The 26,226-nt window shown below is 70.1% G+C and carries 18 protein-coding genes; 7 read left to right on the forward strand and 11 right to left on the reverse strand.

The features are described from left to right. Positions 1–32 precede the first annotated feature (32 nt). Complete coding sequence (locus EV382_RS11710) at positions 33–1,004, reverse strand: hypothetical protein (RefSeq protein ID WP_130401595.1); 972 nt, start codon at positions 1,002–1,004, stop codon at positions 33–35. A 256-nt stretch (positions 1,005–1,260) separates the two neighbouring features. Here EV382_RS11710 and EV382_RS11715 point away from each other — a divergent pair, with 256 nt between their 5' ends. The 6 genes from EV382_RS11715 to EV382_RS11740 all read left to right on the forward strand — a co-directional run bounded on the left by EV382_RS11715 (position 1,261) and on the right by EV382_RS11740 (position 10,008). After that, positions 1,261–4,164 (forward strand): TIR domain-containing protein, encoded by a 2,904-nt coding sequence (locus tag EV382_RS11715; RefSeq protein ID WP_279636468.1) that lies wholly within the window; start codon positions 1,261–1,263, stop codon positions 4,162–4,164. Then, positions 4,152–4,838 (forward strand): hypothetical protein, encoded by a 687-nt coding sequence (locus tag EV382_RS11720; RefSeq protein WP_130401597.1) that lies wholly within the window; start codon positions 4,152–4,154, stop codon positions 4,836–4,838. The genes EV382_RS11715 and EV382_RS11720 overlap by 13 nt, the downstream gene beginning before the upstream one ends. 307 nt (positions 4,839–5,145) lie before the next feature. Further along, positions 5,146–7,107, forward strand: a complete 1,962-nt coding sequence (locus tag EV382_RS11725; protein ID WP_208758378.1) for a serine hydrolase domain-containing protein — start codon at positions 5,146–5,148, stop codon at positions 7,105–7,107. A 42-nt stretch (positions 7,108–7,149) separates the two neighbouring features. Beyond that, on the forward strand, positions 7,150–8,445 hold the full coding sequence (locus EV382_RS11730) for a sensor histidine kinase (RefSeq protein ID WP_130401599.1): 1,296 nt from the start codon (positions 7,150–7,152) through the stop codon (positions 8,443–8,445). Continuing rightward, a complete protein-coding gene (locus EV382_RS11735) occupies positions 8,442–9,098 on the forward strand; it encodes a response regulator (protein WP_130401600.1) in 657 nt (218 codons plus the stop codon). Before EV382_RS11730 ends, EV382_RS11735 begins: the two co-directional genes overlap by 4 nt. 112 nt (positions 9,099–9,210) lie before the next feature. Further along, positions 9,211–10,008, forward strand: coding sequence for an SAM-dependent methyltransferase (locus EV382_RS11740; protein ID WP_130401601.1), 798 nt, complete (start codon positions 9,211–9,213; stop codon positions 10,006–10,008). A 57-nt stretch (positions 10,009–10,065) separates the two neighbouring features. On the opposite strand, the gene EV382_RS11745 is transcribed toward EV382_RS11740, so the two are convergent. The 3 genes from EV382_RS11745 to EV382_RS11755 all read right to left on the reverse strand — a co-directional run bounded on the left by EV382_RS11745 (position 10,066) and on the right by EV382_RS11755 (position 13,477). Beyond that, a complete protein-coding gene (locus tag EV382_RS11745) occupies positions 10,066–10,794 on the reverse strand; it encodes a cellulose binding domain-containing protein (RefSeq protein ID WP_130401602.1) in 729 nt (242 codons plus the stop codon). A gap of 225 nt (positions 10,795–11,019) precedes the next feature. Next, complete coding sequence (locus EV382_RS11750) at positions 11,020–12,117, reverse strand: winged helix DNA-binding domain-containing protein (RefSeq protein ID WP_130401603.1); 1,098 nt, start codon at positions 12,115–12,117, stop codon at positions 11,020–11,022. 109 nt (positions 12,118–12,226) lie between these two features. After that, on the reverse strand, positions 12,227–13,477 hold the full coding sequence (locus tag EV382_RS11755; protein WP_130401604.1) for a phosphodiester glycosidase family protein: 1,251 nt from the start codon (positions 13,475–13,477) through the stop codon (positions 12,227–12,229). Between the two features lie 343 nt (positions 13,478–13,820). Between EV382_RS11755 and EV382_RS11760 the strand changes: the two genes are divergently transcribed. After that, positions 13,821–19,280 carry an ATP-binding protein gene (locus EV382_RS11760; protein WP_130401605.1) on the forward strand — a complete coding sequence of 1,820 codons (5,460 nt, stop codon included), beginning with the start codon at positions 13,821–13,823 and terminating at the stop codon, positions 19,278–19,280. 67 nt (positions 19,281–19,347) lie between these two features. On the opposite strand, the gene EV382_RS11765 is transcribed toward EV382_RS11760, so the two are convergent. The 7 genes from EV382_RS11765 to EV382_RS11795 all read right to left on the reverse strand — a co-directional run bounded on the left by EV382_RS11765 (position 19,348) and on the right by EV382_RS11795 (position 26,181). Beyond that, positions 19,348–19,962: a sigma-70 family RNA polymerase sigma factor gene (locus tag EV382_RS11765; protein WP_130401606.1), complete on the reverse strand. Its 615-nt coding sequence runs from the start codon at positions 19,960–19,962 to the stop codon at positions 19,348–19,350. A 202-nt stretch (positions 19,963–20,164) separates the two neighbouring features. Beyond that, a complete protein-coding gene (locus EV382_RS11770) occupies positions 20,165–20,695 on the reverse strand; it encodes a gluconokinase (protein ID WP_130401607.1) in 531 nt (176 codons plus the stop codon). Next, a complete protein-coding gene (gene manD / locus EV382_RS11775; RefSeq protein WP_130401608.1) occupies positions 20,685–21,914 on the reverse strand; it encodes a D-mannonate dehydratase ManD in 1,230 nt (409 codons plus the stop codon). Before manD ends, EV382_RS11770 begins: the two co-directional genes overlap by 11 nt. A 31-nt stretch (positions 21,915–21,945) precedes the next feature. Continuing rightward, a complete protein-coding gene (gene dgoD, locus EV382_RS11780; RefSeq protein ID WP_130401609.1) occupies positions 21,946–23,094 on the reverse strand; it encodes a galactonate dehydratase in 1,149 nt (382 codons plus the stop codon). Between the two features lie 7 nt (positions 23,095–23,101). Then, positions 23,102–23,917 (reverse strand): carbohydrate ABC transporter permease, encoded by an 816-nt coding sequence (locus EV382_RS11785; RefSeq protein WP_130401610.1) that lies wholly within the window; start codon positions 23,915–23,917, stop codon positions 23,102–23,104. Continuing rightward, positions 23,914–24,867 (reverse strand): carbohydrate ABC transporter permease, encoded by a 954-nt coding sequence (locus tag EV382_RS11790; protein WP_208758379.1) that lies wholly within the window; start codon positions 24,865–24,867, stop codon positions 23,914–23,916. Before EV382_RS11790 ends, EV382_RS11785 begins: the two co-directional genes overlap by 4 nt. A gap of 75 nt (positions 24,868–24,942) precedes the next feature. After that, on the reverse strand, positions 24,943–26,181 hold the full coding sequence (locus tag EV382_RS11795; RefSeq protein ID WP_244236635.1) for an ABC transporter substrate-binding protein: 1,239 nt from the start codon (positions 26,179–26,181) through the stop codon (positions 24,943–24,945). Positions 26,182–26,226 lie beyond the last annotated feature (45 nt).

Here is a 26,226-nt window from a genome sequence, read left to right on the forward strand (position 1 = left end):
GTCCTCCGTGATGCGCAGCGGCAGTCGTCGGGTCACTGTGGCTCCGGAATCGCGATGGTGCCGCCCCCTTCCGACACCATCGTGCGCATCCCCTTCTCGATGAGGTAAACCCGGTCGTCGTTCTCGACCACGATCTGTGTGTCGGCGTCTATGGAACGGATGTGGAGTCCATCGAACTCGCCCGTCTTGCTCCACTTGTTGTCGTCGAGGCGCCAGACACCCTGCTTCCCCACCGGCACCTCCCCGGGCGACAGGCCCGGGTCGCATCGCCAGGACTGGATGACCGCATTGAGGCGGCCATCACTGCTCCACCACAGACCCTGCACTCCAAAGCCTCCCCCGCTCACCTCGAGCTCAGACTGCGACTGGACAGCCGACGCGTCAGTGGTGATGAGGCGACCGTTCGTTGGGTCGACGAGCACCACCTCGCTACTCCCGTCGCAGGCTGCATCGGAAGGGCTCAGGCTCAGCGCGAGCCGAGGAGACGAGTAGACGGTGCGGGTCGCGGACGTCACCCAGCCAAGAAGCTTGCCGTTGCCAATCGTGGTCGATCGGCTCTTACCGGCCCAATCGACGTAGAAGAGCGTCAACGTACTTGACTTGGAGGTAGGGCCCGAGTTCGGGGCGAAGATGACAGCCTCTCCTGCTATCCCCCCGACAATGCGAGGCGGTTCCTCGAAGGACGGCAGGTCCGTGTCCATCCGCACCATACTGGTGTCGGCCGAGAGGTCGATCCGTTGTATCACCGAGTCATAGTTCGTGACGATGAGCCGACTGCCTCCGACCGGCGCAACGTCAAAACACCCTTGACATGGCACCTCGATCTTCCGCCCGGTAGCGGCCTCAACGGCGGTGAGCTGTTGCCGGGCGGAGTCGAGTGGCGGCGTGGTCACCACATACCGGCCGTCCGTCGTCCAATTCGCCTCGCCACCGTCGAACTCGCCGGCAACGCTGACGACCGCTCTCTTACCGTTGAAGATCTGCAGCTCGTCGGGGCGCAACACCGCGAACCAAGGATCGCGGGCCCCTCCCTGGGTCGCGTTCGGCGCCGTCGCTACGCCCGGGGAAGCACCCTCTGGGCTCCTGGAGCAACCCGCTACGCCAGGCAGCAGCGCCAATGTGGTCGCTACCGTTACCAACGCTCGGGCATTCCTGGGACGCACGAGGCATCCTCCAAATCAGCGGCATCCGAGATCCCTGAATGAGGTGCCGAACCTATCAGCCACAACTGGCCACACTCGCCTTTCCAGCCGAACTGTCGTGTGCTGGACAGATGGGCCAACCGACCACTCTCAAAGTCCTCTGTCGACAGTAGGCTTGCGCTCTCACCAACGCTGCACCTCATTCGGGAGGGCTACGATCGGCACAGCGTGGAGGCACAATCCCAACCTCGACAAGTTCGCGGCCTTTATCTCGTACCGAACTCAGCATGATCATGAATTGGCCCGCGAGTTGCAGCACGTGCTGGAGCGGCAGGTCCGCGCGTGGTACCAGGCGAGGTCGGTGCGGGTGTTTCGCGACCAGAGCAACCTGGCGGCGGGCGCTGATGCCTGGGAGCGGATCCGCACCGAGCTGGAGCGATCGGCCTGGTTGATCCTGCTCGCGCGTCCCGAGTCGGCAGAGTCTCGTTGGGTGCGCCGCGAGGTGGACTGGTGGCTGACGAATCGCGACGCCACGAGCCTCTTCATCGTCATCACTGCCGGCGAAGTGGTCTGGGATGTCGACGACTTCAACTGGGCGGTCACCGATGCGCTGCCTCGCGCAGAAATGGAAGGGAAAACCGGGAAAGAGCCCCTGCACGTCACCCTTCGAGACCTGCCCCATGACCCGGCGCTTCGGGCTGAACGCGTCGACGAGGCCGCAGCCACCATCGGCGCCACCATCCGTGGTCTATCCAAGGATCAACTGTTCGGTGCCCACCTCCGGGAGCAGAGTCGCACGAGACGGATAACGCAGGCGGTGCTCGCGGCGCTCACCCTCCTTGCCGTCGCCGCTGGGAGCGGCGCCGTCATCGCCGCGCAGCAACGAAACTCGGCTGTCGCTCAAACGCTCGTCGCCACGTCACGCCAACTCGTCGCGGAGAGCACCGCCATCCGCGACACTCAGCCAGATCTTGCTCGCCAACTGCTGGTTCAGGCCTACCGGATGTCGCCCACCAGCCAGGCGATCGGCGCACTGGTCATGAGCCCAAGCATTCCCCGCGTCGTACACACGGCCGATTACTCGGACGACGTGGCTTTCAGCGCCGGACGACCCGTCTTCGCGAGCGCGTCACGAGCCGAGGTGAATCTGTACAGCACGGCCGGGGGTCTTGCCCCGGAGAAGCTGTCGACGATCACGGGCGGCTCCGCGTCACCGGCCGCTGTCGCGTTCAGTCCCGACGACCGTCTCCTGGCCATCGCCGACGCCGATGGCCCCCTGCGGATCTACGACGTGACTGACGTGCGCCACCCCACGCAGGTCGATACCCTCGGCGTTCTCGATGCCGAAGAGATAGCCTTCAGCGCGCAAGCCCCACTGCTGGTCGCGATGGACGGGGCCGAGCAGGTGAGCGTCATCGACATCACGAAGCCGTCAGAGGCCCGGACGATGTCGACGCTGCCCGGATCATCCACCGGAGGTGGGCTCAACAGCGCCGTCGCCATCAGCCCCAACGGCCGGTTGGTGGCGGCGCAGAACGAGGACACGCTCGTCCTCTGGGACATCTCGACGCCCACCAGACCGAGACGAACCGCGACTCTTGCCATCCCAGGAAGCGCCGCCATGTTCCATCCCGGTGGCAACGTCCTCGCTGTCGGCGGCGAAGACGACACGACGCGACTGATCGACGTATCCGATCCCCGCGCCCCGTTCACGATCGCGACCGTCAGCGGTCAACGGCTTGGCATCGGAGCGGTGGCCTTCTCGTCCGACGGAGAAACTCTCGCGACCGGCGCTGGCGACGCCACCGTGGCGCTGTGGGACGTGACGGACCGGCTGCGGCCCGCGCTTGGCACGGTACTCAAGGGACACACCGGCAGCATCCGAGCAGTGGCACTGAGCCCGGACGATCGGATCGTCGCGTCCGCAGGCGCAGACGGCCCGCCTGAGTCACCGAACGGATCGGACCAGCTCAACGGCACAGTGCGGCTCTGGAACGTCGCCGGGACACGCCGCGCGTCCGAGGCGGCGGCCATCGACTCCCACGACGGATCGACACCAGCGTTCAGCGCCGACGGCAAGCTCCTCGCGGGTGGATTTCCGAGCACGATCTGGGAGCTCAGCGAATCTGGTCTACCGCGTGACCTCGGGACCGTGCCGACCTTCAATCAGGGCCAGTACGCCGTCAGGTTCGCTCCGAATCGGAGCGTACTGGTAGCGGGCATGCCACCTCGGGCCTGGGACCTCAGCGATCCGCGTAAGCCACGTGAACTCTCGCCGCGCTCGTCGGAGAGCGACGGCGTGTCGGTCCTGAGGTTCAGTCCGAACGGCGAACTGCTCGCGACCAGCAGCGTCGGGAGCGAGGTACAGCTGTGGAGCATGACCGACGTGGCTGCCCCACGCCACCTCGCCGGACTGCCCGGATCAACCGCCGCAGCAATAGCCTTCAACAACGACGGTCGGCTCCTCGCGACGGTCGACACCGAAGGATCGGTCGTTGTGTGGGACATCTCCCGGCCGGGGCAGCCGACCCAGCGGGGCACGATTGAGATCGTGGACGCCCGAACGACGGCCATAGACTTCGCGACGCGCGACCAAGTGCTCTACGTCGGAACCTCTGCTGGTGCGGTGACCAGCTGGAGCGTCCAAGACCCTGATCGACCCGATCGGCGCGGGGAGATCGCGCGTCACAACGGCGCCGTCGATGGTCTCGTCCATCACCCGAGTCGCGCGATGGTGGCCAGCGCGAGCGACGACGGGGCCCGCCTTTTCGACGTCAGCGATGTGACCCGACCGGTCGAGGTCGCCGCCTTGGCCGATGGACGAACGTTCAGCTCCGCCGACCTCGCCTTCAGTCCCGACGGCAGGCTCCTCGCCGTCACCGGCAGCGGGGGTCTCTCGCTCTGGGACGTTGACAGCGACACCCTACTGCGACGGCTCTGCGCCCAGTCGCAACCGATCACGGCCGACCAATGGTCTCAATACCTGGCGGACGAGCCGTACGACCCGCCGTGCAGGACGTGACCATGCCCCGGCGACTTCTGTCCTCGATCGCGCTGGGCATAGCCATGATCCTTGCCGGATGCGGCGGTCCCCGCACCGGTGAGAAGATCGTGCCCGCCACGCGACCCGCCGAGGACCTGAGCCACCGCACGCCGACCTCGGCGCCCACGGAGTCGAGTTATGCGCTCGGCCCGGCACCCGCTGACCTACGGACTGTCGATTGGGCCCGCGTGCCGTTGCCGGGCGATTTCTGCGGGGTACCACAGCTCCTCCGACTCGGCGACAGCGGAATCGAGGCTGAGTCACGCACCATGGGCGTGGTTTCGATCGGACGCTCAGGAGAGGTCGAGTACGGCGATATCGACGGCGACAAACGCCCAGAGGCCGTCGTCGGTCTGGGATGCACCAACGGTGGCGGCACAGCGAGCGGCCAACTCGGTTTCGCCATGGTTGTGGTGGGAGCAGTCCGGGGCCAGTTGACGACGTTGGGGACGATCACGCCGCAGTACACCCCGGATTCCCAGTCGCACATACCCCTGCTGGGAGAGGTGGAGTTCAAGAAGGGAGAAGTTGCCGTCCACGAATCCTGGTACCGCCCCAGTGACAGCACATGTTGTCCGAGCGGAAAGGCGGTGACGGTCTGGAGCTATGACGCCGGGAGGCTCACTCCTGGCGCCCCACGCGTCGTGGCATAGCTTGAAGATCGGTTGCGGGGCTGTTTGTCGACGCGTCCGCCGGGACGAGGACGCCGGGCGGTTGGCGCAATCTGCCCACCGTTGGTGCCCACCCCCCTCCACCTCAAGTCGCAAGTGCATTGCCGTCCTGAGCCAGACGATCGGATGCGATCGCTCCACGAGGCTTGTCCCAAGGCATCGGGTGACGCCGCACGGACCTGCTCCGGACACCCGTTGCCAGGAAAGGCACTGGCAGACGATGCGATCACTTTCTCTTCCCGCCCCCGGCTCAGCCCGGTCGGGGCGACCTTTCGTCCGGCTCGGCGCGGTGCTGGCGACAGCTGTCGTCGTCGCCGTGGGCGCCGCCGGCTGCGGCGCGCCCCAGCACAACCCCGCACCGCACATCGGCGCTCCGGCGGCACCCGTGAGCGGGGTGGGTTCCGCCCTGACCGGCACCGACGTCAACGCCTGGCTCGACGGCCTGCTGCCGGCCGCGCTCGACCGTACCGGCATCGCGGGGGCCACCGTCGCCGTCGTCAAGGACGGCAAGATCGTCACAACCCGGGGGTACGGGTACGCCGACACCGGTGCCGGCGGCAAGGGGGCGGTGCCGGTCGACCCGGACCGGCACCTGTTCCGGATGGGATCGGTGTCGAAGCTCGTCACCGCCACGGCCGTGCTGCAACTCGTGCAGAGCGGGAAGCTCGACCTCGACGCCGACGTCGAGACGTACCTCGATTTTGATCTGCCGCGCCGCTACGAGCGGGCCGTCACCCTGCGGCACCTGCTGACGCACACCGCCGGCTTCGAGGAGCGGATCGCCGGCCTCATCGGCACCGACGGCGGCAACATCGACCTGCGCAAGGCCCTGGTGACCGACCCACCGGAGCAGATCTACGAGCCCGGCACCGTCCCCGCGTACTCCAACTACAGCAACGCGCTCGCCGGCTACATCGTGGAACGGGTCAGCGGCACGCGCTTCGAGGAGTACGTCCACCGCAACATCCTGGACCGCGCGGGCATGCCGTCGTCGACGTTCGAACAGCCGCTCCCGGCGGCGCTGCGCGACCGGATGTCCAACGGGTACGACACCTCCGCCGGGCCGGCCGCGCCCTTCGAGATCGTGGGCACGCCCCCACCCGGTGCCCTGAGCGCCCCGGCGACGGACATGGCGCGATTCATGATCGCCCAGCTCGGCGAGCCGGTGGGCTTCACGCCTCTGCTGGACCAACCGACCCGCGAGCTGATGCAGCGGCCGGCACTGGACTCGACGTCGCTGGGCACGCTGGCCGACGGACCCCGGATGACCCTCGGCTTCTTCACGGAGGACCGCAACGGTCACCGGATCCTCGGCCACGGCGGGGACACCAAGTACTTCCACTCCCACCTGCAGATCTACCCCGACGACCGGGCCGGCATCTTCCTGTCCCTCAACAGCAACGGCTCCGGCGCCCTCGACAGCCACGAGCTTCGCCAGTCGGTCGTCAACGGCTTCGCCGACCGCTACTTCCCCGCCCGCGACGACCAGTCGACCACCGGCGTGGACCCGGCGACCACCGCCAGGCACGCCGCGCTGGCGGCCGGCACGTACGAGTCCTCGCGGGCGGTACGGAGCAACTTCCTGACGGCGATCGGCCTGGTCGGTCGGACCACGGTCAGCGTCACCGACGACGACCGGTTGCTGATCGAGCCGGGTCCGCTCTCCGACTCCCCCGCCCGGTACGAGGAGGTGGCGCCCTGGGTCTGGCGTGAGGTCGGCGGGCAGCGCACGATCGCCATGCGGGCGACCGACGACCGGGTGGAGGCGATCAGTTTCGACTCCGCGTTCGCGTTGCTGCCCGTCGAACCCGCCCGCGCCTCCTCGGTGGCCGTCCCGGTGCTGGTCCTGTCGACCGTCGTGCTGCTCCTCACGGTCCTGTCGTGGCCGGTCGGCGCGATCGTCCGCCGTCGGCTCGGCCGCGCTCCCCGGGAGCGGGCGGGGCGGACCGCGCGGATCCTGAGCCGCGTCGCCGTCGCCGGCACACTGCTCGCGTTCGCCGGTTGGGTGCTGAGCATCGGCAGCATCGTGAGCCTCCAGGACGTTCCCGGCGCCGTCCTGCGCACCATTCAGGTGCTGCAACTGGTCGGTCTGCTCGGCGTGCTGCCGGCCGCGGTCCGGCTGGTCGACGACGTGCGACGCCACGTCGGCTGGCGGCGGATCACCGCCAGCGGCCTGATCCTGGTCGCTCTCACCGGCGCGGGTTGGTTCGCCGTGGAGTTCCATCTGCTCGCGCCTAGCATCTCCTACTGACCCGCCCGACCCGGGACGATCCGGAGCAAGGATGCGCACCCCATGAGGGACCACACCGACACCGAACCCGGCACACCGCGACTGACGAAGTGGCTCGACGGTCGGCTCACCCGGCTCGGGGTGACCGGGGTGTTCGCACGGGACTGCCTGCTGGCCACGGCGCTGACCGTCCTGACTTTCGTCCTGCTCACGGCGCTGTTCTGGTTCGTGGCACCGGAGGACGGGGTGTCGTTCGACCCGGCGCGGGCCTGGCTGCTCGTGGCCATCTGCTGCGCGCAGGCGATGCTGCTGTGCCTGCGTCGGGTCCGACCACTGCTCTGCCTCGCGCTCATCGTCGGCCTCCAACTGCCCATCATCGGCATCTCCCTACCCGAGGCGACAATTCGGGGCGTCGCCCCGTTCGTGGTGGCGTACACCGTCGGGTTGTCGCTGCCGGGTCGGCGGGCGCTGCTGGCCGTCGGCGCGGCCGTGGTGGCGGAGTCGATCGGGGCGGCCGTGGTGGTGACGCCGGACCTGTTGACGGCCGTCGCGTACGTCTCGGCGAGCGCCCTGACGTACGCCAGCGCGGCCTTCGTCGGCGGCTACGTGGCCACCTACCGGCGTTACGTGGAGCTGGTCCGGGTGCGGGCGGACGAGGCGATCCAGGAGCAGCGGACGAAGGTCCAGGCGGCGATCGGCGCGGAACGCTCCCGGATGGCCCGGGAGCTGCACGACGTGGCGGCCCACCACCTCTCCGGGATGGTCGTGCAGGCGGCGGCGGTCGAGCGGCTGATCGACCGGGACCCGGAGGCCGCGAAGGCCGGCGTGGCGTGGATCCGGAGCCAGGGCAAGGAAACCCTGGACAACCTGCGGCTGGTCGTCGGTGTGCTGCGCGGCCGGCCGGGGCACGAGGGTGGCGACGGTGCCGCCCCGGTGCCGGGGCTGGGCATGCTCGACGACCTCGTCCGCACCGCGGGTGACCTCACCGGGCCGGTGGAGTTCGTCCGGGAGGGCGAGCAACGCGACGTGTCGCCGATCGCCGACGTCGCGCTCTACCGGATCGCGCAGGAGTCGCTCAGCAACGCCCGCCAGCACGCCCCGGGCGCTCCGGCGCGGGTGATACTCCGCTTCGAGCCCCGCTCGGTGTCGCTGGAGGTGGTGAACGAACCCGCCACGGCACGGGGCGTACCGGCGGCGCGGACCGGAGGCGTCGGCCTGGTGGGCATGCGTGAGCGCGCCCAACTGATCGGTGCGACGTTCACGGCCGGGCCGACGGCCGCCGGTGGCTGGTCGGTCACCGCGACCCTCCCGACGAACGGTCCCGCCACCACGCGGGCGAAGGAAGAGGCTCCAGCATGATCAGGGTGATGCTCGTCGACGACCAGGCGGTCGTCCGCGCCGGCTTCCGCGTGATCCTGGAGCAGGACGGTGAGATCGAGGTCGTGGCGGAGGCGTCGAGCGGGTCCGCCGCGGTCGAGCTGGCCCGCCGGCTGCAACCGGACGTGATCTGCATGGACGTCCGGATGCCGCACGGCGACGGCCTCACCGCGACCCGCCAGATCGTCGCCGAATCGTCCGGTACGCCACCGGCGGTGCTGGTGGTGACGACCTTCGACCTCGACGAGTACGTCTTCGGCGCGTTGGAGTCCGGTGCCAGCGGGTTCATCCTCAAGGACTGCGAGCCCGAGGACCTGATCGAGGCGATCCGTCGCCTCGCCAGTGGGTACGGGCTCGTCGACCAGGCCGTCACCCGTCGGGTGATCTCGGAGTTCGCCAGGCGTACGCCCGCTCCCCGCTCCGACGCGGCGGCGGCGCACCAGCTGACCGCGCGGGAGACCGAGATCGTGGAGTTGCTCGCGCAGGGCCTGTCGAACGTCGAGATCGCCGAGCGGCTCTTCATCGAGACCAGCACTGTCAAGTCGCACCTCGGGCGTGCCATGGCGAAGATCGGCGCGCGGGATCGGCTACAGACCGTCGTGTGGGCGTACCAGAACGGTGTGGTCCACCGGTGAGCCGCGCCTTTCCGCCGTTGACCCGACGTCGAGAGTGGACATTGCCGGGGTAGCATCCCGCTCGTACCGCTGTGGTGACCTCCAGCTGACGACCCCTCGATAGGAGCCAGGCATGGCCGGCCCGGACCCCGAACTCGCCGCGAAACTTCAACCCGACGTGCCGCACGCGGCACGAATCTGGAACTACTGGATGGGTGGCAAGGACAACTTCCAGTCCGACCGGGCTGCCGGCGACGCCGTCGCGGAGGTCTACCCGGAGATCGTCGTGATGGCGCAGCAGTCGCGGGTGTTCCTGGAGCGGACGGTACGGTACCTGGCGGCCGAGGCGGGCATCCGGCAGTTCCTGGACATCGGCACCGGCCTGCCCAGCATGCAGAACACGCACGCGGTCGCCCAGGGCATCGCGCCCGACTCGCGGATCGTCTACGTGGACAACGACCCGATGGTGCTGGTGCACGCTCGGGCGCTGCTGGCCAGCACGACGTCGGAGGGGGTCACCACCTACGTTCCGGCCGACTACCACGACCCGGAGAAGATCCTGGCCGAGGCGGCGCAGACGCTCGACTTCGATCAGCCCATCGCCGTGATGTACATGGGCGTGATGGGCTACGAGCCCGACCTGGACGTGGTGCGCTCGATCGTCGGTCGCACGATGGACGCGATGCCGTCGGGTAGCCACCTCGTGTTCTGGGACGGCACCAACACCAGCCCGGCGGTGGTCGCGGGTGCCGAACGGCTGGCGCAGAGCGGCGGGGTCCCGTACATCCTGCGCAGCCCGCAGGAGCTGGAGAGTTGCTTCGACGGCCTGACCATGGTGGATCCGGGCCTGGTGCCGATCCCGCTGTGGCGACCGGACGCGGCGGACGCCGTCGGGATCGACGCCTACGGGGCCGTGGCCCGCAAGCCCTGACCGAGCCTGACGTCCGCCCCGCTCCCGCCGTCGCGCGGGCAGCGGGGCGGACGTCGGTCACCGGGCGCAGCTCATGGTCAACCCGTCGGGGACCGCGCCGGTGCTCACCAGCAGACCGAACGTCGTCGACCCGTCCAGCGCCAGCGTCCCGTTGTAGGGGGCGTTGCGGACCGTGATGTCGGCGCCGACCGTCTCGACCACGCCACCCCAGACCGACTGGACCCGCTCGTCACCGGACCACCGCCAGGAGACGCGCCACTGGTCCAGCGGTTCCCTGCCGGTGTTGCGGACCGTGACCGTGGCGACGAAACCGTTGCCCCAGCGGGCGTCGATCGTGGCGGTCGCCCGGCACGAGGCCAGCGGGGCGGTCCGGGCCGACCCGATCAGGTACGGATCCCGCTTGCCGTCGGGATCGCTGAACCGGTACCAGTACTCCGTGTCGGGCATCAGCCCTTCGATGGTCACCGTACCCGTGCGCTCCGGCCCGGAGACGGCCTCGGCGACCGGCTCGCGCCACTGTTGGGCGTCCTCGCGGCTGGCGAAGAGGCTGACGGTCATCGGCGGGTCGTAGCCGCAGGGCGGGCGGAAGAAGATCGAGTACGAGATGGTCACGCTCGTGGTGGTGACTCCGGCGACGCCCCCGGTGATCGGCAGAGCCGGTGGGCAGGCGATGGTCGGCGACGGGGTCGGTGTGGCCGACGGGGTGGGGGTCGCCTCGGTGCCGTTGGTCGTTGCGGTCCAGACGGTCAGCGCCATGGTGGTGACAGCGAGGAACGTGCGAAGCATCGGTACCTCCGTGGTTGCCGGGGCACCGATGACCGAGGTGGTAGCCGGTGCCGCGCTCGGGTGTCCGGCCGCCGACGAGGGCTGCCCGGCACGGGCGGCATGGCCACCCCGTGCGCCCCGCGGACCGGAGGAGTTCTGGTGCGCGCTGGCTCCCCGAGCACGACCGAACCACAGCATGGCAGTCGACGACCATCGATACAAGCTGGTCCCGAATGCGCTGGCTGGTCACCGGGGAGACGGATCGATCCGCACCCGATCGCTCTCGTTGTCGGAGAGGAAGGCGGCCAACGCCTGCCCCTCCTCGGCCACGGCATCCCGCTCCGTTCGGGAGAGACCGCCCAGTGGGCTGACGGTCACCGCACCCGACTCGACGCGCCAGGTCGCCGCGACCCGGCCGTCGACGAGCACCACGCGCTCGCCGGCCACCGAGAGGAGACGGTGCGCGTCGTCGATGATCCGGCTGCGGTCGTGGTAGCCGAGGATCGCGTTGTCGAACGCCGGCAGGAACCGCACCGGGGCGGGGGTGTCCGCGTCGGGGCGGGGCGCGTCGGGGAGGTCGATCAGCTTCCGACCCCGCTCGTCGCGGAAGGTCACCAACTCTTCGCGGAGCGCGGTCACCGCGGCTGGCAGTCCGGCGAGACCGCACCAGGCGCGCAGGTCGGCCGTGGTCGCCGGGCCGAACGCGGCCAGGTAGCGGCGGACGAGCAGTTGGCCGACCGGATCGGCACCCACCGCGGTGGGCGGGGCGACCTCCCGGCCCAGCCACGCGGAGAGCGGAACGTACCGTGCGCCCGCCTTCGCCCGCCACACCCCGCGCGGTGGCAGCTGAGTCATCGGGAGCAGCGCCACCGCCATCTCGCCCAACGCCCGTGGCCCCGGCGTCGGCCACCGCTCGCTGAGCGCCCGCCCGATCTCGGGCATCGACCGGGGCTCACCGTCGGCCAGCACTGCCCGGGTGGCGGCGGCGAGATCGTCGAGGTCGACCCCGTCGAGCTCGCTGCGGTAGACCCCGAACACGCGTTGGCGCAGCATGGCATCGTGACGGCTGCGCCAGGCCACGGCGTCGTCGGCGACGAGCAGGTGGACGGTGCGGCGCATGAGGGGGGTACGCACCACCTGTCGCTGGGTCAGCAGCGTCGAGAGCACCGCCGGGTCGAACGCGCGCAGCCGCGACCACAGCCCGACGAACGGTTCCTGCGGCTCCTGGGCCTGGAGGCCACCGAGGTGGGCGACGGCGTCGAGGGCCGGCAGGTCGGCGCGGTCGAGCAGCAACTGTCGGGCGAGCATCGCGCGGTTGAGCACACGGCTGTCGAGAATGGTCATCGGGTCCTCTCGGTCGACCTCATTGTCCGACCCGGGCCGACAGTCCGGGGTACGCGACGTCGCCCCGTCCGGCGAGACCGGGCGGGGCGACGTCGAGCGGGTGGACTGATCAGTGCCTGCCCACGAAGATCCCGATGCCGTTGGCGACCATTCGCTCCGTACCGTCGGACGGGCTGTTGCGGGCGGTGGCCACGGCCTGGCCCGGCTCGCGGACGGCGACCGTGCTCGAACCGCCGCCGTCGAGGTTCACCGCGGCGTCCGCGCCGAGCGAGCGCATCAGGTCGGCCAGTTCGGCGATCGTGAACCCGGTGCTGGCCGGGGCGCGACCAGCCAGGGCGACCAGGTACACGGTCCGGCCGTCAGGGCTGACGCCGGCCGCGCTGCGCACGGCGGCGGTCTTGGTGTCCAGCCCGGCCAGCGGCGCACCGTCGCGCAGGATCGGCGCGCCACCGACCGCGAAGGTCAGCTTCGGGTTGCCGGCGGAGGTGAGCTTCTCGTGCACCTGCACCCGGTCGCCGACGGCGAGGTCGTCGAGCGCGTCCGCGCCGCCCTCCCGGCCGACCAGCACCTGGGTGCCGGCCGGGATCGCGCCCGCGCCGGGCGTCTGGCTCACCGCGGTCACCACGCCGTCGCGGACGGTCACCTCGTAGGTGTGGGTGCTGCACGGGTCGCTGCGACTGGTGTCGGTGCCGCAGGTGGACCGGGTCCGGGAGGCGGTGCCCCACCCGGCGGTGAACAGGCCGACACCGTCGACCGGCAGGGCGTACTGGTTGAGGCCGCTCAGGGCGATGGTGTCCTTCCCGCTGCGCACCTCGCCGTCCAGGCTCAGGGTGTCGACGCGCGCCTTGCCGTTCACGCCGACGCCGAACACGTCGCGGGTCGAGGTGCCGGGGGCGAGAGCGGGGCCGAACCGCTGTGCCGTCGGCACCGCGAACTTCAACTCCTCGCCGTCGGCGATCTCGGGGCCGGACGACGAGTAGGTCGGGGTGACGCCGGCGTGCGTCTCGCTGTTGTTGAAGAAGTCGCCGTTGACGCCGGCGATGGCACCCTGCTCGTTCGTCATCGCCGAGACGACCTTGCGTTGCGCCACCGCGTCGGGGTGCAGCAGGTCCAGGGAGACCTGGTTCTTCCTGAGGTCAGCGGTGAGGAGGTAGCCGACGGTGACGCCTCGGGGCGTGGTCACCTCGAACGAGCCGTACGTGACGCCCGGGGCGAGCTGCTGGGTCGAGGTGACGGTGATCGGGGTGCCCGTTGCGGGTACCGTGGCGGCGTGGGCGACGCCGGCCGGCGTCACGAGCGTGGTGAGTCCCGCCGCGAGCAGCAGCGCCAGACATGGGCGTCCGAGGTGCAGTGACCTCATTGCCGCTCCTTTCCTGTTCCTGGCCTGGGCCGGGATGGTGGAGCCGGGCCGGCGGTCGACCGGCCCGACGATGATCTTCCTGGCCAGCCGATCATCCGGGAGTGAACGCGGGAGGCGGGGAACGTGAACCGCCCGCACCGTATTGATCAACTACCGGAGCGGCGAGTGCGGGTCGGCGGGTTCGCGGGGGTGCCAAAAAGTTTTGTGCACTTCCTACAACTGAGGGACGGTTGGTTCGGTGGTTGCGCCATAGCGCCGGCAGCCGCCACGCGGAAAGGTGATCACTGCTGGGAGCCGTCGTCTCACGGCATGCAGGTCGACGTCTAGCTAAGGGGTCTTTCGGGTGTTCAACCGTGTCGCCATCGTCAACCGTGGTGAAGCCGCCATGCGGCTCATCCACGCGGTCCGCGAGTTGGCCGCGGAGACCGGCATCCAGCTCGAAACGGTGGCTCTCTACACCGACGTCGACCGCAACGCCACATTCGTCCGCGAAGCGGACATCGCCTACGATCTCGGCCCTGCGTCAGCGCGTCCGTACCTCAATCTGGCGGTGCTGGAACGCGCCCTGACCGAGACCGGGGCCGACGCCGCGTGGGTCGGCTGGGGCTTCGTCGCCGAGGACCCGGCGTTCGCCGAGCTGTGCGAGAAGATCGGCGTCACCTTCGTCGGGCCGAGCGCGGACGCCATGCGCCAGCTCGGCGACAAGATCGGCTCGAAGCTGATCGCCGAGAAGGTCGGCGTGCCCGTCGCGCCGTGGAGCCGCGGTGCCGTCGAGACCCTCGCCGCCGCCCAGTCGGCGGCGGCCGAGATCGGCTACCCGCTGATGCTGAAGGCGACCGCCGGCGGCGGCGGGCGCGGCATCCGCGTGATCAGGAACGAAGCCGAGCTGGTCGACGCGTACGAGCGCACCAGCCAGGAGGCGGCACGGGCGTTCGGCAGCGGCATCGTGTTCCTGGAGCGCCTGGTCACCGGGGCGCGACACGTCGAGGTCCAGGTGATCGCCGACGGGCAGGGCACCGCGTGGGCGCTCGGCGTCCGCGACTGCTCGGTGCAGCGACGCAACCAGAAGGTCATCGAGGAGTCGGCGTCGCCGGTGCTCGACCCGGCCCAGGCCGCCGAGTTGAAGGCGTCGGCCGAGCGGCTGGCGGTGGCGGTCGGTTACCGCGGCGCGGCGACCGTCGAGTTCCTCTACCACCCCGGTGACCGGTTGTTCGCGTTCCTGGAGGTCAACACCCGCCTCCAGGTGGAGCACCCGATCACCGAGCTGACCACCGGGTTTGACCTGGTCAAGGCCCAGCTGCACGTCGCCTCCGGTGGGCGGCTGGAGGGTGCGCCACCCGCCGAGCGCGGGCACGCCATCGAGGCGCGGCTCAACGCCGAGGACCCCGACCGCGACTTCGCGCCGTCGCCCGGACGGATCGCCCGGCTGGACCTGCCCAGTGGCCCCGGCATCCGGGTGGACACCGGCGTCAGCGAGGGTGACACCATTCCGGCCGACTTCGACTCGATGATCGCGAAGATCATCGCGTACGGCCGTGACCGCGACGAGGCGCTCGGCAAGCTGCGCCGGGCGATGGCGAACACCACGGTGATCATCGAAGGTGGGGCGACGAACAAGAGCTTCGTGCTCGACCTGCTCGACCAGCCCGAGGTGATCGACGCCAGCGCCGACACCGGCTGGATCGACCGCGTCCGCGCCGAGGGCCGGCTCGTCACACACCGCCACTCCGCGGTCGCCCTGGCGGCCGCCGCCATCGAGGCGTACGAGGAGGAGGAGCGCGTCGAGCGGCAACGCCTGCTGTCGACGGCGGCCGGCGGACGCCCGCAGGTGCAGCACGCCAGCGGCCGACCGTTGGACCTCAAGCTGCGCGGCGTCGGTTACCGCACCCGGGTGGCGCGCGTCGGCGCGCACCGCTTCCGGGTCGGTATCGAGACCGGTCCGGTCGTCCGCACCGCCGACGTCGAGCTCGACCGCTTCGACCGGCACACCGGTCAGATCGTGGTCAACGGCATCCGCTACCGCCTGCTCACCGGCACGTACGGGCCGACCCACCTGGTCGAGGTGGACGGCGTCACCCACCGGGTCAGCCGGGACGAGGGTGGTGTGCTGCGCTCCCCGATGCCCGCGCTGGTCGTCGCCACGCCGCTGGAGGTCGGCGCCGAGGTCGAGGCGGGCGCGCCGGTGCTGGTGCTGGAAGCGATGAAGATGGAGACGGTGCTGCGGGCGCCGTTCAAGGCGCGGCTGAAGGAGTGCGCCGTCTCGGTGGGCAGCCAGGTGGAGGCGGGTGCGCCGTTGCTGCGCCTGGAACCCCTGGCCGACGACAGTGACGCCGCCGAGGACGTCACGGCCACCGCGGCGGTCGAACTGGACCTGCCCACCTCCGCCGACGAGCTGTCCGCCGACGAGCGCAGCCGACGCGGTCAGGAGGACCTGCGCGGTCTGCTGCTCGGCTTCGACGTCGACCCGCACGACGACCGTCGGGTGCTCGACGGCTACCTCACCGCCCGCCGCGCGGCCACCGACGCCGGGCACCGCCCGCTCGCCGCCGAACTCGACCTCCTCACCGTGTTCGCCGACCTGAGCGAGCTGAGCCGCAACCGGCCCACCGGTGAGGACGGCGGCGCGCACGTGCACAGCGCCCGCGAGTACTTCCACACCTACCTGCAGAGCCTCGACGTCGAACGCGCCGGCCTGCCGGACGCTTTCCAGGCGCGGCTCGCCAAGGCGCTCGGCCACTACGGTGTCACCGACCTCGACCGCAGCCCCGGCCTCGAAGCCGCTGTGTTCCGGATCTTCCTGGCCCAGCAGCGCGCGTCCGCCGACGCCACCGTCGTCGCGACGCTGCTGCGCGCCTGGCTGCGGGAGACCCCGCCGGACGAGACGCTGCGCGAGCCGGCCGGTCTCGCCCTGGAGCGGCTGATCGCCGCGACGCAGGTCCGCTTCCCCGTCGTCGCGGATCTCGCCCGCGGCGTGGTGTTCGCCTGGTTCGCCCAGCCGCTGCTGCGTCGCAACCGCGCCCGGGTCTACGCGGAGGTCCGGGGTCACCTGCGGCACCTGGACGCGCACCCGGACTCGCCGGACCGCGCCGAGCGCATCGCCGAGATGGTGCGCAGCACCGAACCGTTGGTCCGGCTGCTCGGCCAACGGCTCGTCCGCGACCACCTCGACAACGCGGTCATGTTGGAGGTGCTGACCCGGCGGTACTACGGCAACCGGGCGCTCACCAGCGTGCGTACCCGCGACGTCGCGGGCTGCACGTTCGTGGTCGCCGAACGCGCCGACTCGAGCGTGGTCTCCGCCGCGGTGAGCTTCGACGCGCTGGGCAACGCCCTGTCGGGGTTGGCCGAGCTGGCCACCGGCGAGGACGCCGTGGACGCCGACATCTACCTCGGCTGGGAGAACCAGCCGGAGGACTTCGACGCGATGGCGGCCGCGCTGGCCGAGGTCATCGCCGCGCACCCGCTGCCGCCCCAGGTCCGCCGGGTGACCACCACCGTCGCGGGTCGCGGCGGGGCGGTGATGCACCACCACTTCACCTTCCGCCCGTCGGGCGCGCAGTTGACCGAGGACCGGCTGATCCGCGGGCTGCACCCGTACATCGCGCAGCGGATGCAGCTGGAGCGACTGCACAAGTTCGACCTGACCCGGCTGCCGTCGTCGGACGAGGAGGTCTACCTCTTCCAGTGTGTGGCGCGGGAGAACCGGTCCGACGAGCGCCTCGTGGCGTTCGCGCAGGTGCGGGACCTGACCGAGCTTCGGGAGCAGGACGGCCGTCTGGTCGCGCTGCCGACGACCGAGGGCGTCATCGCCGCCTGCCTCGACTCGATCCGCCGCGCCCAGTCGCTGCGGCCGTCCAAGACGCGCTTCAACACCAACCGGATCGTGGTCTACGTGTGGCCGCCGAGCGAGCTGACCCGCGAGGAGATGGAGATGATCGCCGGGCGGGTCCGTCCGACGACCGCGGGCGCCGGCCTGGAGGAGATCCTCTTCATCGCGCGGCAGCGCGACCGCCGGACCGGCGAGCTGACCAGGATCGCCGTACGGATCTCGTTCGACGCTGCGGGTGGTGCCGAGCTGGCCGTCGGGGAGCCGCCGGTCGAGCCGATCGAGCCGCTCGACGAGTACCGGCTCAAGGTGCTGCGGGCAAGCAGCCGCAACACCGTCTACCCGTACGAGCTGACCGGCCGGCTCGGTGACTTCGTCGAGCACGACCTCGACGACCACCACGTGCTGGTGCCGGTGGACCGGCCCAAGGGGCGCAACAGCGCCGCCATCGTGGCCGGGGTGGTCAGCACCCCGACCGAGCGCTACCCGCAGGGTGTCACCCGGGTGGTGCTGCTCGGCGACCCGACCAAGTCGCTGGGCGCCCTGTCGGAGCCGGAGTGCCGGCGGGTGATCGCCGCGCTGGACCTGGCCGAGCGGATGCAGGTGCCGCTGGAGTGGTGGGCGCTGTCCGCCGGCGCCCGGATCTCGATGACCTCCGGTACGGAGAACATGGACTGGGTGGCCGCGGCGCTCAAGCGGATCGTCGAGTTCACCCAGGCCGGCGGTGAGATCAACATCGTCGTCGCGGGCATCAACGTGGGCGCGCAGCCGTACTGGAACGCCGAGGCGACGATGCTCATGCACACCAAGGGCATCCTGGTGATGACGCCGGACTCGGCGATGGTGCTCACCGGTAAGCAGTCGCTCGACTTCTCCGGTGGTGTGTCGGCTGAGGACAACTTCGGCATCGGCGGCTACGACCGGGTGATGGGGCCGAACGGGCAGGCGCAGTACTGGGCGCCGAACCTGACGGCCGCACGGGACGTGGTGATGGCGCACTACGACCACACGTACGTCGCACCCGGCGAGGACGCGCCGCGACGGGCGGTCACCACCGACCCGGCCGACCGCGACATCTCCGACTTCCCGCACGACGTGGCGGGCAGCGCCTTCGCCACCGTCGGGGAGATCTTCTCCACCGAGGCCAACCCGGACCGCAAGAAGCCGTTCGACATCCGTACGGTGATGCGGGCCCTGTCCGACCAGGACCACCCGGTGCTGGAGCGCTGGGCCGGTATGGCGGACGCGGACACCGCGGTCGTGCAGGACGTCCACCTCGGTGGCATCCCGATCTGCCTGCTCGGCATCGAGTCCCGGTCGGTGCCGCGCCACGGCTTCCCGCCCACCGACGGTCCGGACACCTACACCGCGGGCACGCTGTTCCCGCGCTCGTCGAAGAAGGCCGCGCGGGCGATCAACGCGGCCAGCGGCAACCGGCCGCTCGTCGTGCTGGCAAACCTGTCCGGCTTCGACGGCTCACCGGAGTCGATGCGCAAGCTGCAACTGGAGTACGGCGCCGAGATCGGCCGGGCGATCGTGAACTTCCGTGGGCCCATCGTCTTCTGCGTGATCTCGCGCTACCACGGCGGGGCGTTCGTGGTGTTCTCGAAGGCGCTGAACCCGAACATGACGGTGCTGGCGCTGGAGGGCTCGTTCGCCTCGGTGCTCGGTGGCGCGCCCGCCGCCGCGGTGGTGTTCACCGCCGACGTCAACGCCCGTACGGCCGCCGACCCGCGGGTGCGGGACCTGGAGGCCCGCGCCGCCGCCGCGACCGGCACCGAGCGCGCCGCGCTGACGGCGGAGCTCGACGAGCAGCGCTCCTCGGTACGGGCGGAGAAGCTCAGCGAGGTGGCCGCGGAGTTCGACCGGGTGCACAACATCCACCGCGCCGTCGAGGTCGGTTCGGTGGACGCCGTCATCCGCGCCTCCGAGCTGCGTCCGCGCATCATCGAGGCCATCGAGGCCCGCCTGGCCTAGAACGACGCGGTACGCCCGTCCAACGGTCAGCACCACCGGTCGTCGATCGGTGGTGCTGACCGTTTGGTCAGCCGGTTCGTCGCTCGTGGCTCAGGTCGCTGTCGGCCTGCCAGGCGGCGACGAGATCCTCGCGGGCGCGGGCGACCCGGGAACGGATCGTGCCGACGGGGCACTGGCAGACGTCGGCGGCCTCGGCGTAGGAGAGGCCGAGCACCTGGGTGGCGACGAACGCCTCGCGGCGCTCCGGGCTCAGGCCGGCGATCAACTGGTGCAGGGTCACGCCCTCGTCGGCACCGGCGGTGATCGCGCCGGCGGCCTCGGCCGCCGTCTGCCAGTCCGATACCGACGCCGTCCTCGGCCGGGCCACCGCCGCCCGGACGTGGTCCACGGCAACGCGCCGGGCGATCGTGAACACCCAGGTACGCGCCGACGAGCGGCCGGCGAAGCCGGGCAGGTTGCGAACTGCCCGCAGGAACGTCTCCTGGGTCAGGTCGTCGGCCTCGCCGGGCCCGGCCAGGTGGGACAGGAACCGCCAGACCTGGTCCTGGAGTGCCCGGATGAACGCCGTGGCGGCCTGCCGGTCGCCCTGGCCCGCCTCCCGCGCCCACCGGGTCACCTGATCGTCGTCAGCGACGCCGGTCCGCACCGACCACCGTCCTGCGTGCCACGGGCGCTCCTTCATGCCGAGATGCCGTCGTCGGAACGCCGCCGGTCGGCCGCGCACTCTGGTGGTCGCCTGACAGTCCGGAAAAGTTCCCGAGGTTCCCACGTTCGACTGATCTCGGGTATGTCCGAGGTGACGGGAACCGGGCCCCTTCCGCCTCCGGCAGGGTCCGCACCCACTCGGTCGCGCCGACGAGGTCGAGCGCGGTGGTGATCTCGGATCAGGGCAGGCCGAGCCCCTTGACGGCCGCCGCGACCAGGGCTTCCGGGGCCAACGAGACATCGAGGACGAGCACCGACTCGTCCGGCCCGGCCGGTTCCAGCGTGGCGAGCTGGGACTCCAACAGACTCGCCGGCATGTAGTGCCCCTCGCGTCGGGCCAACCGGGCTCGGATGACCTCCGCCGGCCCGTCCAGGTGCACGAAGTCCACCTGCGGCGCGCCCTGGCGGAGCACGTCCCGGTACGACCGCCGCAACGCGGAGCAGGCCAGCACCGTCGACCGGCCCTCCGCGCCGCGATCGGCGATCCACGCGGCGATGTCCCGCAACCAGGGCCAGCGGGTGGTGTCGTCCAGCGGTACGCCGGAGCGCATCCGCGCCACGTTCGCCGGGGAGTGGAACTCGTCCGCCTCGGCGAACGTCAGCCCGGTCGCCGCGCTGATCCCGCGCGCCACCGTGGTCTTGCCGGCCCCGGAGACGCCCATCACCACGACGTGCCGGGTGGGCCCGGCGGCGCTGCGCTCACCAGTCATGAACCGTGCCGTCCTTGAGCCGGTTGAACGGCAGGTACGCCGGCTCGTACGGGAACCGCGCCGCCGCCTCCTCGTCGAGCTCCACCCCGAGCCCCGGCTGGTCGCCCGGGTGCAGGTAGCCGTCGGTGAAGGTGAACGACTGCCGGAACACCTCGTTGGCCAGCGGGGTGTGCTTCATGTACTCCTGGATGCCGAAGTTGTGGATGGCCAGGTCCAGGTGCAGCGCCGCGGCCATCCCCACCGGGGAGATGTCGGTGGGGCCGTGGATGCCGGACTTGATCTGGTACTGGGCGGCGAAGTCGAGCAGTTTGCGCATGGCGGTGATGCCGCCGGTGTGGGTGACCGCCGACCGGACGTAGTCGATCAGCTGCTCCCGGATCAGGGTCTGGTAGTCCCACACCGTGTTGAATACCTCGCCGATGGCCAGCGGGGTGGTGGTGTGCTGGCGGACCAGCCGCAGCGCCTCCTGGTTCTCCGCCGGGGTGCAGTCCTCCAGCCAGAACAGGTCGTACGGTTCGAGGGCCTTGCCGAGCTTGGCGGCCTGGATCGGCGTCATCCGGTGGTGACCGTCGTGCAGCAGCGGCAACTCCGGGCCGAACTCGTTGCGTACCGCCTCGAAGACCGACGGCAGGTGGCGCAGGTACGCGCGGGTGTCCCAGTCCTCCTCGGCGGGCAGCGGGGTGCGCTGGGCGGGTTCGTAGTCGTAGCGCTGGCCGGTGGCGCTGGGCTGTGCGGCCACGCCGTAGACCGCGTTGATGCCCGGCACCGAGGTCTGCACCCGGATCGACCGGAAGCCCTCGTCGAGGTGGCGGCGGATCGAGTCGAACAGCTCGGGGAGGTCGCGCCCGGACGCGTGCCCGTACGCCATGATGCCGGTGCGGGACGCGCCGCCCAGCAGTTGGTACAGCGGCATGCCGGCGGCCTTGGCCTTGATGTCCCAGAGCGCGACGTCCACCGCGGCGATGGCCGCCATGGTGACCGGGCCGCGCCGCCAGTACGCCGAGCGGTACAGGAACTGCCAGGTGTCCTCGATCCGGTGCGCGTCGCGCCCCATCAGCAGCGGGGCGACGTGGTCGCGCAGGTACGAGGCGACGGAGAGTTCGCGGCCGTTGAGCGTGGCGTCGCCCAGGCCGGTGATGCCGTCGTCGGTGGTGATCTTCAGGGTGACGAAGTTCCGGTCGGGGCTGGACACGATGATGTCTGCTGCGACGATCTTCACGGGGTGCCTTTCGTTCTTACCGGTCGGGGTCTCACCACTCCGCGTAGGAGCCGTCGGGGTGCCGCCAGGTCGGGCTGCGCCAGGCGTGTCCGCGCTTGTCCGCGGTCCGCACCGCGTGTTCGTCGATCTCGATGCCGAGCCCGGGCGCGGTCAGCCGGGGCACATACCCGTCGACGAAGGTCAGCGGCATCTGGTCGAGGCAGTAGTCGAGCACCTCGGCCCCCTGGTTGTAGTGGATGCCGATGCTCTGTTCCTGGATCAGGAAGTTGGGTGTGGCGAAGCCGACCTGGAGGCAGGCGGCGAGGGCGATCGGCCCGAGCGGGCAGTGCGGAGCGAGCTGCACGTCGTACACCTCGGCCAGCGTGGCTATCTTGCGGACCTCGGTGATGCCGCCGGCGTGCGCGAGGTCCGGTTGGGCCACCGCGATGCCGGCCTGCAACACGGGTAGGAACTCCTGCCGGTTGTAGAGCCGCTCCCCGGTCGAGATGGGAGTGGTGGTGCAGCGCACGACGTCACCGATCAGGTGCGAGTTCTCCGGCACGACCGGTTCTTCCAGGAAGAACGGCCGGTACGGCTCCAGCAGCGGGGCGACCCGCCGGACGTTGGCGAGGGTGAACCGACCGTGGAAGTCGACCGCGACGTCACGGTCGTCGCCGAGGACCTCCCGGGCGGCGGCCACCCGCTGCACCACCGCGTCGAGGTCGGCGACCGAGGCGAGCGCGCCCATCCGTCCGGAGGCGTTCATCTTCACCGCCGTCAGGCCCGCCTCGACCCGGGCGGCGATCTGATCGCGGATCTCGGCGGGTTCGTCGCCGCCGACCCAGCCGTAGACCCGGATCCGGTCGCGGACCGGCCCGCCGAGCAGTTGGTGCACGGGGGCGCCGTAGTGCTTGCCGGCGATGTCCCAGAGCGCCTGGTCCAGGCCGGACACCGCGCTGGCCAGGATCGGGCCGCCCCGGTAGAAGGACCCCTTGGTCAGCACCTGCCAGTGGTCCTCGATGCGCAGCGCGTCGCGACCCGTGAGCAGCTCGCTGAGCTGGTGGACGGCGGTGCGTACGGTCTCGGACTGCCCCTCGCAGGTAGCCTCGCCCCAGCCGACGATGCCGGACTCCGTCTCGATCCGGACGAAGAGCCAGCGGGGCGCGACCAGGAAGGTCTCCACCTTGGCGATGGTCGTCATGACGCGGTCAGCCCTTCGTGGCACCGGCGGTAAGGCCGGAGACGACGTACTTCTGCACGAACAGGGCGATCAGCATGATCGGCAGGGTGACCACGGTCGCGGCGGCCATCAGGCCGCCCCAGTCGATGCTGGCGTAGCCGACGAAGTCGAAGATCGCGACGGGGAGCGTCTTCGTGTCGGAACCGGAGAGCACCAGGGCGAACATGAAGTTGTTCCAGGAGAAGATGAAGGAGAGGATGCCGGCCGTCGCGACGCCGGGCACCGACAGTGGGAGGGTGATCCGCCGGAACGCGCCGATGTGGGTCAGCCCGTCGACGAGTGCCGCCTCTTCCAACTCGGCCGGCAGGCCGTCGAAGTAGCCCATCATGATGTAGACGATCAGCGGCAGCGACACGAACATGTGGCTCAGGATCAGCACGGTGAAGCCGCCGACCATCTTCAGGTTCGAGAAGACGTAGTACCAGGGCACGAGGAGCGAGACGCCGGGGATCACCCGGGCCATGAGCACGACGAGCGCGGACTTCTTCATGCTGAACCGGCTCATCGAGTACGCGGCGGGGACGCCGAGCAGGAGCGAGAGCGTGGTGGCCGCGAACGCCACCCAGAGGCTGTTGCCGATGAACTCGAGGTAGTTCGCCTGCTGCAGGACGGTCTCGTAGTTCTTCAGACTGGGCGTGAAGGTGAACGCCTTGGCGGTGTCGTAGATGTCCACGTTGGTCTTGAACGACGCGGTGATCATCCAGAGCAGTGGTGCCATCAGCGCGAACACCACGACGACGAGAGCCGACGTGCGGAACACCCGGAACGGCTTGCTCGGCTTCATCGGCCCAGCCCCTTCTTGCGGTACGTGAGGGCCCACATCACCCCGATGATGATCAGGAAGAAGATGATGAGGACGGTCGACGAGACGCCGTAGTCGTTGTAGTCGAAGCTGAGGCCGTACGCGTACACGTTGAGGGTCTCGACCTCATGGAAGGACCCGCCGCCGCGCCCCTTGGTGGCGTAGAGGATGTCGAACGTCTTCAGCGCGTCGATGCCGCGCAGCAGGATGGCGACGATCACCGTGGGCATCAGCAGCGGGAGGGTGACGTGCCGGAACCGCTGCCAGCTGCTGGCACCGTCAATCCGGGCCGCCTCCTGGGGCTCGTCGGAGAGCGAGGTGAGCCCGGCCAGCAGGATCAACACGACCATCGGTGTCCACTGCCAGATGTCGATGAACATCGTCGTCGGCAGGGCCGAGTGCTGACCGGCCAGCCAGGGCTGGGGGCCGATCCCGATCCAGCCGAGCAGTTGGTTCGCCATCCCGATGTTGGGATCGAAGATCAGGCGCCACATCATGCCGACCGCCACCGGGGTGGCCACCAGCGGCAGGAGGATCGCGACGCGGACCCACTTCTCACCGCGGAACGGCCGCCACAGCAGCAGGGCGATCGCCATACCGAGGACGACCTCGAAGAACAGCACGACGCCGGTGAACAGCACCGTACGCCAGACCGCCGGCCAGAACCGGTCGGTGTCGGTGAGCACGTCGAGGTAGTTCTGGACGCCGATGAACTCGGATTCGGCACGCACCGAACCCTCGGCGTCGGTCAGGCTCAGGTACCCGGTCCACGCCACCGGAAAGATGATCAGCACGGCGACGAACGCCATGGCGGGTGCCGCGAAGAGCCACTTGCGGTGGTGGTTGGCCCATCGCGACCAGGCCGACGTCGTATCCAGGGGCGCCGCGGGGGCCTCGGGCGAATCGGTACGGGGGGTGCGAACGGCTGACATTGAGATCTCCGGGTTGGAGGGGTCAGGTCCCGGCGAGGCGGCGGAGCCGGTCGGCCCCGCCGCCCAACACGTGGGTTACTTCGCCTCGTCGTCGAGGAACTTCTGGAACGCCGCGTTCGCGGTGTCCGCCGAGGCGGCGGCGTCCTTGCCGGTGATCGCGTCGACGATCGGCTGGCCGACGATCTCCCGCGCCTGCGCGACCTTGACCACCAGCGGGCGGTCGTGTCCGACGCCGTTGGCGGTGCTGGCCGCGTTGGCCTCGGCCAGGTCCTTCGGCAGGGTCGCGGTGCTCGCCGGGTTCGCCCAGACCGAGGTGCGGGCGCCGGGGACGCCGGCGGTCTGCTGCGCCAGCGACTGCTCCTTGCCGGCCGCCCACTGGATGAACTTCCAGGCGTTGTCCTTGTTCTCCGAGCTGTCGTTCACGCCGAGCGCCCAGGACGGGATGTTGTACGGCTTCGAGCCGGCCGGACCGGCCGGGAAGGGCGCGAAGCCGACGGTGTCGACGACCTTGGACTTGGTCGGGTCGGTGGCGTTCTTGTAGAGCGAGTTGGCCTCGGTGTAGAAGGCCGCCTTGCCCTGCGTGAAGATGGCCATCGCCTCGGACCAGCTCATGTCGGTGCTGATGTTCTCCGGGCCGTGGTCGCGGAGCAGCCCGCCGTAGTAGGCGTACGCCTGCTTGGCCTGCTCGGTGTTGACCGTGGCCTTTCCGCTGGAGTCCACGAAGTCGCCGCCGAAGCTGAAGAGGAAGCTGGAGAACTGCGTGACGGCGGCAGCCTTGCCGGTGCGCGCGACGAAGCCGGCGACGCCGGGGTTGTCGGCCTCGACCTTCGCGGCCTGCGCCTTGAGCTCGTCGAGGGTCTTCGGCGGCGCGGTGAAGCCCGACTTGGTCAGCAGGTCCTTGCGGTAGTAGAGGACCTCCTGCTCGGTGATGATCGGCAGACCGACGATCTTGTCCTCGTAGGTTGTCGCCTGCATCGGCCCGGCCTGGAAGTCGCCGACCTCGAACGCGCTGTCGGCCTTGGCCTTCTCGCTCAGGTCGGCGAGGTACTTGTTCTTGCCGAACAGCTTCCCCTCCTGCAGGGGGCGGTACATCATCACGTCCAGGTCGTCGGCGCCGGCGTTCAGCTTGACGTTGTACTGGTCGGACAGCTGGTCCTCACCGAGCTGGGTGACGTCCACCTTGAGGCCGGACTGCTTCTCGAACTCCGGCAGGGCCTTCTTGATGTTCTCGGTCCACACGTGGTTGACCAGTGTCACGCGAACGGTCTTCGAGTCCCCGCCTCCGTCGCCGCCGCCGCAGGCGGTCAGGCTCATGGCGGCTACCACGGCCAGAGAAGTGCCGATTGCCGATCGACGTCG

Origin of the sequence: Micromonospora violae, from assembly GCF_004217135.1 — a bacterium.
GTDB classification, from domain to species: Bacteria; Actinomycetota; Actinomycetes; order Mycobacteriales; family Micromonosporaceae; genus Micromonospora; species Micromonospora violae.